A 12,255-nucleotide genomic window follows, 5' to 3' on the forward strand; every position below is an offset into this window, starting at 1 on the left:
TTATACGGCGCCAGTGGCCACAACTAGTTTTCTAGTACCAGGGCTTTTTTTCAAAAAACCTTCCTCAAGCAAGCTTGATACGAAGCCGTCGGTGAGCGCTTCACGTTTTCGCGAGGTTTTCTTCCATCCCCAGTATTTGGCTATGGCCGGATATATCGCATCTGAAAGTTCAGATCTGGTACCGGAGGTCACCTTTGCTTTTACCAGAGCGCGTAAACAGATTAGGCTCAACGGCTCTTTGTCGAAGAGCTTCGAGTCAAGATACTCGATCAGCTTCTCTGCCGTGTGTGTGCGCTGTGTTGCCGCATTTTTGCAGCGTTTGGCGAGCTCTACGACTAAGTCATCGATGTAGAAAGCGCCTGAAGGGCGTATGGCAACAGCCTTTCGAATAGCTGATGGATTAGCCAAGTCTTCGTGCTCCGGTCTGTGCCCAGTCACCAACTCGACGAACGTTACCGCAACCGCATATAGATCGAAGCCGGGCCCTACCGTTTGCATCTGTGGAGGACGGTATTGGGGTGTGTAACCACGCGGGGCTCCTCCCGTATAGGTGCTTACACCTAGGTCGATGATTTTGATCATGTCGACATAGGCGGGCATTCGAAAAACGGTATGAGGCCGCTGCTTTTTTTTGTTAAGAAGAAAAAGATTCGCAGGCTTTATATCTGCGTGAACGACTCGATTGCCCCGCTGGTACGGCCTTCCGTGCAAGGAGCTTAAGCCGTGAAGTATCGCACGGAGAATCTCGAAACATTCTAGATAGAATTGTATATCTGAGGATTTGTATCGACGTTTTCCTATCAATTTGGAGAGAGTCACCCATGGATCTTTGAGGTGCTCCATGGCGTATGCTTCCCAGCCGCTCACGCCCTTATAGAAATCAAATACACGGGCGGTTTCACCGTCAATTTCCCGGCAAAGCCTAACCTCGTCTGACAAATTATGTTCACTAATTTTGATGGCTACTGATGAGCCAACCCATTTGTCGTGAGCTCGCCAAACCGAACCAAAACCGCTGTCCTCGCCGATTGCTGCATCTCCCTCAAGCGTGTATCGGGTGGCGATTTCCGGAAACTCCGCATAGATGTCCTGTTTACGAAAATGTGCTGCTGCGTTCATGCGAATCCCTGCCAGCCTGTCAATAAGGGCACGGATAATAGCCTAGAGCCAGTACTGGGGCTATCGCGCCAGATCGGTATCCGAGGAGCTGGCATGGACCGAAATTGGACTCGTCCATGATTAGTTGTATCAATTTTTCTGAAGCGACGCGACATGACTTGGCTAAGCCCTATTTTCTCATTTTCTCATTTTCTCATTTTCTCATTTTCTCGCTTTCAGGAAGATGCTGAGCATTCCGTGGTGGCGTATTGATATTTCCTCTATAGTTCAACTCTGTCTTCGCGTATGTCTATATAGCCTGATGCGTGGTTCTGGAGTGAAAATGTCCCCCTTTGTTATTGGTGAAGAGTATGAAAGATCCCGCTTACTTGAGTTTCTCGGTAGTGGGCAAACGCAGTCAGGTGTTCTTTGGGGGAGGGAGGAGCAAGGGTGTCTTATTTGTACATCAGGAGGCCGAGGCGGTAAGAAAGCTGGTTACTCGGATGAGCGAATCTCTGATGGTACTTGGTGGTATTTTGGCCAAGGGCGTACAGGTGATCAATCTTTGAGGAACGCCGCGAACTCCAAGCTCTCTTCTGGAAATTTTTCAGTTCTGCTCTTCACGACAAGAGAACCCACAGCGAAAGAAGTGGCCGATCGAGGAACTTATGGGAAATTGTTTTCCTATTGTGGGCAGTTTAATGTGTCAGGTTTTGAACAGTTTGTGCCCATTAATGGCAGTCGTCAGGGTGATAAGTTATGGCGTTTTCGCCTTTTGCCGGTTGGTGAAGAGAAGTATAATTATTATAGTGAGCAAAATGATCTGGCTCTAGACTCATCCAGTGATTTGAGGGAGATGCAGCATCGACTATTGTCGTTGAACTCCAGTAGAGTCGAGCCTCGGATAAATCTTGCGGAATATAGGTCTAGAAGTGCCGCAGTTCACCTATATGCATCGCTTAGATCAAATGGGCAATGCGAAGCGTGCGGGTCTGTGGCTCCTTTCACTCGTTTAGATGGACGGGGGTTTCTTGAAGTGCATCATCTCACTCGGCTTGCCGATGAAGGACCAGATTTACCTTCAAATGTTGCTGCGCTTTGCCCTAATTGTCATCGTCGTGCCCATTACTCTATTGATCGGAAAGATTTTGGTAAAAGACTTCAAGATGCAATTGAATTAAAAGAAAATATAATTGCCGGTTAGAGGGGTTTGATAATGGGTATAAATAAGGATTTGCAAAAAATTATTTTGCAAGTTGTTTCTAGTCAGGGTGGTCTTGCCTTTTATTAGAAAGTTGTTCTGCTATTCTGCTCGTATTAAATCCGCAATTCGCTTTCCGGTTGCATTAGCTTTTTTGGCAGACGCCACCTCACACTCCCAAACTATGAATACTTTCCATCCTGCTGACTTTAGAGACGAGGTCACTCGATTATCTCGGGCGACATTCTTCTCGAACTTTTCCACCCAAAATTCAGTGTTGCTTTTTGGTGTCGTGGCGATGTTGCAGTTGGAATGTCGATGCCAGAAGCATCCATGGACAAAAACAACGGCCTTGTACCGGGGAAACACAAGGTCGGGCTTGCCGGGCAAGCCTAACCCATTCAGGCGGTAGCGTAGGCCAAGGCTATGCAGCACTTTGCGCAGCGCTATTTCTGGGCGGGTGTTACTCCCTTTGATTCGGGCCATCCTTTCTGACCGCTCATTAGGAGAAAGGAAGTCGGTCATATCTGGCCTCCGGTTTGAAATCTCCTCGGCAAGGTCTCTATTTCCTTCGTTGACCAGTTCGTAGAGAGACAGTTCACGAATTACCTCTTCTGAAGTATCGAAAAACCTATAAGGCTTACACATGCTCAAATAACACCTCAAGTCGAACGGAATAATGGCGTTCGACTGAGGTATATAGATCAAGAGGTCAGTTTATTGCTCCTGTCACTTGCTAGTTAGTCAAGTTGATAGAAGGGGACCTCCTCGATGAACTCCCCGCTCCAATCAAGTGTTTTGCAGAGGGAGTTGAATTTCTCCAGGCCTGATATGCGATTTACCATGCTGTCAGAGGCGGCAGGTAGGCCAATTTTGTCTAGATCTCTCGCTGTTAATCCTGGTACTTGATGGATAAACCAGCTCCCGATCGGCTCTAGGTAATCTGTCCGCGTTGTTTTGAAGTGGCTGAAATACTGGGAGGCAAGAATTACGCCGACTCCGAATGCTCGACCTTGTACCAAGAGTTTAGTTAGTACTTCAAATTCGTAAGGCATAATGTTGTGGGCCTCATCTACCAATAGGTAGGAATCGATGAAGCGTGTTTGTGGGTCTGTACCCAGAAAAGGCTTCTTTTTTACCCTCAACATGTAGTCTAGATAGAGATTAAGGAAAATAACGACTACCATTTTCTTCAGCTTCTCATCGCTGAGGTCTTTCAGGTCAATGGCCACAACACCTTCAAAAAATTCGTCGAAGCTAACGATTTTTGTCGGATCATCTTCGAAGATCTCGTAGTCCACCAAATCGCTGATGATTCCAGTCACGGAGTCGGGCTTATCGACGATCGCTTCGTAGTGTTTGAAAACGTCGTAGATAGTAGGATCTCGTCCTTCGTCTTCCCTCGTGTGATGATAAGCCGCCTTGATGGCCTCCTTAAGATTTTTATCCTGAACCGGCGCGTTCACGGAGAAAATTTTGCGCAGGATGTCTCGGAAAAAGCCGATTTTGTCGAGCATCGTCCGATTGGAATTATCTCCGCCTGTCGCGAATAAGTTCAGAGGTATCTTGTGAGGAGATACGACCTTAACCTTAGCCTTATTAATGAACTGGCAGTTATCTTCTTTGTCGCTGAAATCCCGCTTGTAATCCAGAATCAAGACCTTAGGAGCCACTCCTCGGTTTTGCTCTGGTTGCTTTACCATCTGGTAAACGAGTGATTTCAGTAATTGCGTTTTTCCAGTCCCTAGATCGCCTACTACTCCTATGTTGATATTAGTTAGCTCAGTATTACCCGGGTAAAAAATGACTTCTTTACTTCCAATTAGATCCTTGGTGCTGCCAATTCTGAAATTAAGTCCAGCGACAGCTTCGGGTACAATGATTTCAGATTCATTGCTTGTAAGAGCGGGCTCTTCTGGCTGCAACGATGATTCGTTTGACTCGGGAGAATTCTCGATAAGTCCGGAGGGCTCTTCTTTATCTCCGAGATACGGTTTTTTTTCCTCGGTTATTGTTTCCGCAGTGGAGCTGCTGACTGCCAGCAGCTTCCAGTCACCTACCTGCTTCACCATGTCTGCAACGACCTGTGGCTGATTACCAGCCAACAGTGCTCCAGCTAACTCTAAGCCGAGAATAGCAGTGTTTTTTAGAGGGCTTTTCCCCGTGCACACGACTCGGCTCTTGGACGTGTTCTCAATTGATATCAGACGCCCTTCAGGGTCGAGTTCGATTTCGAGCTTGTTCGACATCAATCTTGCGATAGTTTGCTGGTGATACTGAACCCAGCGAGGACTAGCCTGAGCTACGTCAGTTTCACCGTAAACACGGAAGCCATAATCCAGCCAGCTGGATATCAGGTCACGGTAAGCAATTCCCCAAAGGGCAGAATCTTTTCCGCGTTCTTTCAAGTTATTGAGAAATCCGGCGAACGATTTAGCCTGCGTTAACGCTTCGTCACGTTGTCTTTCTGTCATCTCGGTGGATCGGGCCTTCACCTCGATTGGCGTGATCTTGAGGGCATTCGGCTCGAGTAACTCGTTCCCTACATCTATGCCGAAGGCGATGCTTAAAACAAGCAAGTCAGGCCTTTCTCTGGTCTCCGCGCCTAGGGCTTTGCGTAACTCGTCGAAACGCGGCTGGAATACGTCCGCCGGGATCACGAGATTCACCATGCGGTTACCTATTGCAGGAACCAAACCCTTTCCTTCACTACCGCGTTGGAAGTCTGACTGAAGCAAGCGTGCAGCTATCAGCATGCCTACTTCACCCAGGCTGGCAGAGCCCCCGCTGGTCAGCCTTTTTAGAGTAGGGATCCCGCGCCGAGAAACCTCGTCAAGCAGCGAAGCCACTTGTTCGTCGCTAACGTTTCTTGTGCCGGGGAGCTGTTTCAGCACGTTCCTCACCGCCGTGACCATGGTTGGTGACTGTTTTGCCACCAAATAGAATCCGCTCGATTGCCCCGCACCAGGCGCATAACGTGGCAGTTCAAAGTCCCACAGGTATGCGTCTTTGCCGGGGCTGTGAAAGCAGGTAGCGTCGACGGCAGAAGAAGATATGGCGCTGTAGCGCGTATCCCTCAGCGAGTTGTTCAAAGTTTGTAAGTTGGGTGCGAAGCTAAGGCTGTCAAACTTTGCGTCATTGACACAACCGGATTCGAGCAACTCCAGTGCTCGGGACAAGCTATCCTGCAGCACGTCACCAGTTGACTCACTAACGAATTCGCCAGCTCTGGATAGAGATAAGTACTGCCTGTGGGCAGCCGCGTTTTTCTTGATGCTAACGCGGGATACACAGGTAGGATCAACAGGGGAAAGTACGCCGTCTTTGCGGAATTCTTGGTCCATGGTCTGCAAGTGGTCGACGATGGAAAGATCCCGCACAGCGTGATCTTCTTTGCTATTGGTATACCACCTAATCTTGGTGCCTGAGCGCTCTGTTAGTGAAGCAAGCACTGCTGGCCTGGGCTGCTCTACCCGAGGTCTCCTATCTATGATCTGAAGTGTTAAACCATGGGCAGGAGACCATTCGTCGGCATCCGGCCCAAGATTTTCCAGGCACCATTCATCTATTCCATCATTGCAGGAGCTATACCCAGATGAGTCGCTGTGCAGGGAAATCCGGAGAGTGGACTTGGCAGGGTAGAGGTGGCGGATTTCGTCTAAGGAGCGCTTCACCTGCTGCCTATTGAAACCATTTACCATTCCCTCGATCTTCAATCCCAGATCATTGCCAAATACCTCTTCGTCGTTGCCTTTGCTCACCTCGGCTATTAGATCGGCCCGCCACAGGACTGACCAGTAATCCGACGAGCTTTTAACGGTGACGTACCCTGCTGGATTAAAACGGCCGTCCATATCCCTGCACTTCAGAGCCAGGCAGTCGGGAAAACTGTATGGCTCGATGATCCCGGCAACCGGACAGGGTAATCCTGCATTAATCGAATCCTGCATGAGTTGCTGGGCATTGCATTGCCAAGCCAACCGAACAGGGTGAAAGGGCGACAGTAGTACCGCGAGAGGTTTGGATTCTAGAAAGTGGCTTTGCTGCTGAGCCTTGTGAACTGTGATTAGGTCTGCCCAGGCTGCGAGGGAGTTAGGCGCAGATAGCCAGTCTACGTACTCGCACACGTAACGCTCAATAATGCTGCGGTTATCCTTATCCAGCATGAGCTGGCCCAGGCTGAGAGCCTCGATAGTGCATCCTTTATCGTCACAAAGTTTTTTTAGAAGCTCCCGTGCTTCTTTTCTGGCTTGTAGGTAACCGGTAGGGGGGGCTAGCTCGTCCGTCCTTGGGCGCGGATCTAAGGACAGGTGACGGGTGGAAATACGGGGTTGCACGGTCCAATCTGGTTGATGCCAGCTCTCCTTAAAACCGGGGCCAATGACCAATGGTTGGTATGACTCCTCACTCTCTAAAATCCATTGCTCAAGGAGAGTCAACATGGATTGCTCGACATCTGTCTTGGCCACGTTTTCAGAGCGAGTGCAGTTGTTGGTGACTAACCTATCGAACTCGCTAGAGGCCCCTTTGGCCGTAAATTCGTTGGCGCTAATATTAAGGGTATAGATGATCGGGTCGTCTAACTCTGAAAGGCTCATCTCGAAGCTGACTTGACAATCTTCGGTAATCTCAATAACGGCTAATGCGCGGCCCTCTTGTACCTCGGCGGTTGTTAATGGCCAAACTACTTCGCTAGCGTTTATCCCTTCGCCGAGTTGACCGTGAATACTGTCAGGCAGGCTCACAGAATTACAATGAAAGAACTCGATAGTCTGGGTGCCGGTACCGTTAGTCACCAATTCACATTCGTATTGAACGGTGGTCTTCGCTCCACGGCCTACCCTTTTCTTTTTAAAAGGAGTTAATTTCTGGGCTGATCGGCAGTTTAGTACCACTTTAGGGAGGTAAGACTCCAGTGATATTAATTTGAATGTGGCAGGCTTTTCCTGCTTTTTGCAGGCGAATTCATAGCGAACGTACTGTTCATGATCACAAGGCCACAAATTATCATCCCAATTAGTTTCAAGATCACTAATGGTGATCGTCTGAATCAGCTCAAGGGTTTTCCGACCTGAGGCACGGTACACAGAGAGTTCCTCGCCCAATAACTCCTCGTCAACGCGGAGTAGGAATTGGGGTGAGCTTTTTACAACTGCCAATTGGCTATTCAAAGTAGGGCGGAACAACTCATTGGAGCAGATAACTTTGACCGTGCCCAGATCTTTACTTTCTTCCTGATTGAGCAGCTCTACCCACACGGATTGCGAAAGTACGTGCCACCATTGTGCCCTTTCAGCATTCCCGGCTTTAGCGTAGTTTCCGAGCGGGCGGGTAACGAATCTCTGTGGCGTCCGGTACAGCATCACGAAATCCTGACTCAAAAGTTTCAGAGCTTCGGAAACCTCCTCTGAGCCAGCATCCTCTTGCAGCAAGTTGATACCGGCCGTGAAGCCATGAGTTTGCATGTAGCTGGCAATGTTGTAGTTCAAATTTGGCTGGGGAGGTTCGCCTTCTTCCAGTTTGGGTACTCCAAGGGCGTGACATAGGTCCCGGCTGGTTTTTCCATTCCCCCCTAGATCGTATAAGGCCCGGAGCAACTCCCAGGGTTCTTGCATGTCTCCGGTCTGCGCAGACTCGATGAAGGCCTCCTCCAGAGCTTCCCAGGCTAGTTCTTTTACCTCTGCAGGCACTTCTTTAAACCGGCTCAAGACTGCATTAAAGACATCATCAACGAAAGGTTCATCTTTCCATGTAGAGAAAGACACGTGATTTACCCGATTCAAACCCAGTTTGTTTGCTGTGGTATCTGTAGATAGTAATGGGGGGGAATTTATGGTCGAAAGTGCCAAGTAAGAGCCATATGAGGTTCTAATCGCCACGACATGGTTACTCGAACACCGGGTGGTATTCTGGTGTGAGGGGTCTTCAACTCCTTCCTGAACCCGTAATACGGGCACCCGCATTACATGGCCATCAGACTCTAGCTCCAAACGGGGGCCCATTGCATCGAATCTGTCGTAGATCTCGTCGAGAATGCCACCTGGAGGGGCACAGAATGTGACCCTCAAGTCGTTAACTTCCGACGAGATAAAGTGTCCAGCTTCTGCTCGTATCTTCGATACCAGATACCCTATAAAGTCACCGATCACTTTAGTTTCCTTCTTTGCCGGCTTTCGCCAAGGGGCTTGTGATAACCATGCCACCTTCGGCATCTGGGCTATCGATGGCGATGGACATATCTCTTAGTCTCTTGTTCAAGCTTTCACCTTTCCCTAGTGCCATTTCGGCGCTGATACCATATCCGGCCAGCTGCTGGCAAAGATTCTGAACGGTGCAGGGGCCTGTTACCCGACTAGCTGCACAATGGACCATCAGCAACGTTGACAGGGGGCCGAGACCAACAACGCGCGGTGAGCTTTTGTGGTTACCGCGTTTCTCCATGTAGTACCCCTGATCATAACCTTCGAGTCCGGCCTCGGAAGTTATGCGCTGGCGAGCAACATGTTCTAGAAACTCCAACACGTTCTTCGACGAGCCCTTCTTACATTCTGCAATCTTGGGGTCACTTTCTATTATTTGGTTAAAGTTATTAAGATACAGTTTGAAGTCAAACTTATCGCGATGCTTGGCTAGATAGTCCAGAGTTTCGGCGATCTCGACAGTAGTTCCTAGGCTGACCTGCGACATATCGAAGCCGGCATCCTCCAGCATATACATCAACAAATTCAGGGCGCCACGCCCTTCGATATAATGACGTGCTGCCTCCTTTATCGGTTTCGCTGTAAGTTGGCCAAGACTCCAAAATCCTTTTCCTGTTGATAGCTCTTCAGATACTTCGTCTTCGCTACGGATCTTCCCTAGGCTCAGCGCTTCCTCTATAAGTTCGCAGCATTTGTTATTAGCGTGGCAACACCAGGTGACATGAGCTGCGGTTCCAATCCGGCATAAAGACTCCAACATGCTTACCCATTGCCTACGGGTGAGGTCCTGCTTTAAATCGAGCACTACGTGGAGATCTTCAACAAAGCGCTTGGCTGGGAAATCAAGGTTTAACGGGCCGGGAAAGATGCCTTCGTCCTGCGGGAATTCGCTCGGCAACTGCCAGGCTTCACTTATCTTTTTTACACGCCAGGACTCGAATTCCGATTGCAGCATTCTGGCCCAAACATCATCTTCTTCTGACGTGACGCTTAGCTTATAGAAAAGTTTCTGCCAGATTGCTAGAGCTGTGTCGTAGTCATCGCTACCAAGGGCAATCATTCTTGCCACTAGTTTACCTGGGTTCCATGGATGTCCCGTAAGCCGTGCAGACATGGAATATAGCGTGGCATCGGGTACGAGCGGGGCGATTTGGCTTCCTCGTTGGCGGGATTGTCCCGAGAGATTCGGTGTGGCAATTACGCAATTTACTACCGTGTTCCACAGCTTGGTATCAAACGCCACCTCGCTTTGCGCGTTATCCGGACGCTTCCCAGTTGCCAACTGTTTTTTGAAAGGTGTTCCAAGCACCCAGACTGCTTCTCCAGCTTTGCTATCTGCGAATCCTACGTTCCTATATAGAGACGCGAGCAGGATTTCGCCAGTTGTGACTTCAGGCGACGGTGTCAAATGCAAGAAGCTATTCTTGTAAGTCTTGTGCGAACTAGATTTCCCCCAGGGGTCATTCAAGTAGTCCTTTAGCTTGTCCATGACTCACCCTCTAAACCGGATAGATTTGCTAACTTTCAACGTGTAGGTGTCCTGGCCTATGGTCAGCTCAACGTTACCGTCTACGAAATTTTTATCCCTTGCAATTTGTCCAGCAGTTACCGATTTCACTTCGTCGAATAGGGCAAACACCTCCTGTGGAAGGGAGGCGGCGTCGAGCCCTTCCTCAAGCTCCACGAGTGCCTTGTAGAGCGCAAAAGTGACTGGTATATACCTGTTGTGAACTTTTATGAACGGGAAGCGATTTGCTGGCCGGGAAGCATCTCCTAGGAACATTTCCATTGAAGTTTTGACGCTGCGGACACGTAGCGAAACTTCCCTATCCCAGTGTGCAACGGGCTGACCAAAAGTCGTGGATAGGGGGATCTTAAAAACTCGCCTGTCTTCGTTTACTAATTGCTCGACTAGGTCTTCGAGGTTTTCATGCTGAAAATCGCTCTGGTATAAACCGGCGTAATCCACAAATAGCTTTACGTCCTTGGATACCCCGTACTTTAATCCGAGGCTCCGTTTCACAAGCCTTCCTGCGAACTGTCTCATGGAGGACTGCAGACGCCGCACTTGTCTGGATACCTTGGCAGGATGGTGTTGGTCCATCAGGGCTTCGTCTGCTTCCGATAGCTGTGCAAGTAGCTTGCGCTCGCTCGGTGCCAGACGGCTAGATACCAATTCCAGTCCATCTTTTATGGAGAGACTAAAGTGCTCATCCACATCGTTGACGGTAACTATCTTTCCATCCTTCGCCTCGGTATACATCTTCTGTTCGCCGTATAAGAGCGCGGGGTCCAGGAAGGTGGCGAAATCACCTGACAGAAGTTCACTGATCGCAGTGTGTTCTTTCTCGGCTAGGGCTTTAAGAGACCCGAAATGATACTTCGCCATGTTGAAGGCTTTTTCGTCAAGCTGGTCTGGTACCTTTGACCCTGCGAACACTGCGTGATAAGCCTCGAGATGCTTGCCTGAGGCTAGTCGGGGCCAGTTGGAGAACAGCCGGTGATGATATAGCCGAGAGGTCAACAAGTAGCGAGCACGAGCTCCTGCCAACGTGCTGGGGCCCTTCGTCTCCAGTTGGAGCATCTTGGCCGTCCAGTCGCAAGGCGTGTAAGACTTACCGTCAATCGTCAAGGATCCTGGTTCCCCAATGAAAAGGTGAGACACCAGTGAGTACAAGTCGCGAAACGTCCATCGTTTGCCAGATGCGAGCTCGTAGTAGTAAAGAAATTGGATCAGGTTATCGCGAGCTTTTTCGCTCGCCAGCAAAGTTTTGTTTTGACAAAACGGGCAGTCTGCCTTGTTGTTGCACGCTGGCTTCCATTTTTCCTCGGCCAGGGCCTTTTCTAGTACTAGGTGTGCAACTGTGCTGCCTGAATCGCCATCACGGGGGGCAACCAAAGAGTCCACGTCCATGGGCCATAATGCGAGGTTGCTTTCTTGAAGGGGCCAGCAAGCTGGAGCATCTACGCCTCCACTCACGGCGGAGACGATTTTTGCGATAAATGAAGCCATCTCTGTGTCGCCGGTTCGGATGGCAAGCGCTGAAGTGTTTGCCAGAATCCCGCGATTTACACAGCCGATGTAAATACCTTTGTACTCGCCGTACCTAATTGCCCGCAGTTCTTTTAGTAGCAGCGACTCTGCTGTCTCACCTGGTTGCGCCGGGTCTTTTTCAGTGGCGTCTTGAACCAACTGGATAACAGGAATCATGCCACTAACATCAGGTACGATACCGTTGAATTCAACCTCGGTTCGTCGAGGGGGGAGGGACCCTGAGGGGTTCTTGTACTGATTCGAGAAACTAGCCAGCAGCTGCCCACCCGCACCGCTTAGCCGATCAAAAGTCTCGATTGCCCCCTCAACCGCATCAGTTTTCCCATTTCCGGGCCCGCCGACCAGTAAGATGGCCGAAGGAGTTCCAGAGGTGCCTGCGATAACTGATTCAACCCAGCTCGATAATTTCTCTACTAGAGGGGTTTTTAGTTGCTCTTTTACCGGCCTTCCGGACTCTTCTTGAAAGGGCTGCCTGACTCCTCCTTTCTTGGCCCCAGACCAGTTGATCAGACCCTCTGGGTAAAGCAATTCATCTTGCTTTTCAAATTCCATGTTATCCCTTGAATACAATTGCTTGAGCTGCTGCGACCTTTAGATGAGCCAGGTCGATTAAATTGCAAAGAGTTGGAGCTGGGGAAGATGGCTTCCCCTAAGCAGTTGCTTGTTTCATTGGCCGCTGTCGATCCGAAGGATGGCAAGCC

Annotated in this window: 6 protein-coding genes; 1 reads left to right on the plus strand and 5 read right to left on the minus strand. The window is 49.5% G+C overall.

Annotated features, from left to right (window positions below):
- Positions 1-1,119 carry a protein kinase domain-containing protein gene (locus SB725_RS23080; RefSeq protein WP_410922623.1) on the minus strand — a complete coding sequence of 373 codons (1,119 nt, stop codon included), beginning with the start codon at positions 1,117-1,119 and terminating at the stop codon, positions 1-3.
- Between the two features lie 322 nt (positions 1,120-1,441).
- Here SB725_RS23080 and SB725_RS23085 point away from each other — a divergent pair, with 322 nt between their 5' ends.
- Complete coding sequence (locus SB725_RS23085; RefSeq protein ID WP_410922624.1) at positions 1,442-2,302, plus strand: HNH endonuclease; 861 nt, start codon at positions 1,442-1,444, stop codon at positions 2,300-2,302.
- Positions 2,303-2,401: 99 nt separating this feature from the next.
- Here SB725_RS23085 and SB725_RS23090 read toward each other — a convergent pair whose 3' ends face one another.
- From SB725_RS23090 to SB725_RS23105, 4 genes are all read right to left on the minus strand, one after another.
- Positions 2,402-2,947: a very short patch repair endonuclease gene (locus tag SB725_RS23090; protein ID WP_410922625.1), complete on the minus strand. Its 546-nt coding sequence runs from the start codon at positions 2,945-2,947 to the stop codon at positions 2,402-2,404.
- A gap of 92 nt (positions 2,948-3,039) precedes the next feature.
- Positions 3,040-8,064: an ATP-binding protein gene (locus SB725_RS23095; protein WP_410922626.1), complete on the minus strand. Its 5,025-nt coding sequence runs from the start codon at positions 8,062-8,064 to the stop codon at positions 3,040-3,042.
- Between the two features lie 385 nt (positions 8,065-8,449).
- The gene (locus tag SB725_RS23100; protein WP_410922627.1) at positions 8,450-9,988 is read right to left on the minus strand and encodes a hypothetical protein; all 1,539 of its coding nucleotides are present in this window, start codon (positions 9,986-9,988) and stop codon (positions 8,450-8,452) included.
- Between the two features lie 3 nt (positions 9,989-9,991).
- Positions 9,992-12,106, minus strand: a complete 2,115-nt coding sequence (locus SB725_RS23105) for a hypothetical protein (protein ID WP_410922628.1) — start codon at positions 12,104-12,106, stop codon at positions 9,992-9,994.
- Between the last annotated feature and the right edge of the window lie 149 nt (positions 12,107-12,255).

It is taken from the genome of Pseudomonas sp. SIMBA_041 (genome assembly GCF_046535095.1).
Classification (GTDB): domain Bacteria; phylum Pseudomonadota; class Gammaproteobacteria; order Pseudomonadales; family Pseudomonadaceae; genus Aquipseudomonas; species Aquipseudomonas mucoides.

Excerpts from the sequence above, each read along its gene's own strand:
- SB725_RS23080 (WP_410922623.1), bottom strand. The coding sequence starts at position 1,119 with ATGAACGCAGCAGCACATTTTCGTAAACAGGACATCTATGCGGAGTTT.
- SB725_RS23085 (WP_410922624.1), top strand. The coding sequence starts at position 1,442 with ATGTCCCCCTTTGTTATTGGTGAAGAGTATGAAAGATCCCGCTTACTT.
- SB725_RS23090 (WP_410922625.1), bottom strand. The coding sequence starts at position 2,947 with ATGTGTAAGCCTTATAGGTTTTTCGATACTTCAGAAGAGGTAATTCGT.
- SB725_RS23100 (WP_410922627.1), bottom strand. The coding sequence starts at position 9,988 with ATGGACAAGCTAAAGGACTACTTGAATGACCCCTGGGGGAAATCTAGT.
- SB725_RS23105 (WP_410922628.1), bottom strand. The coding sequence starts at position 12,106 with ATGGAATTTGAAAAGCAAGATGAATTGCTTTACCCAGAGGGTCTGATC.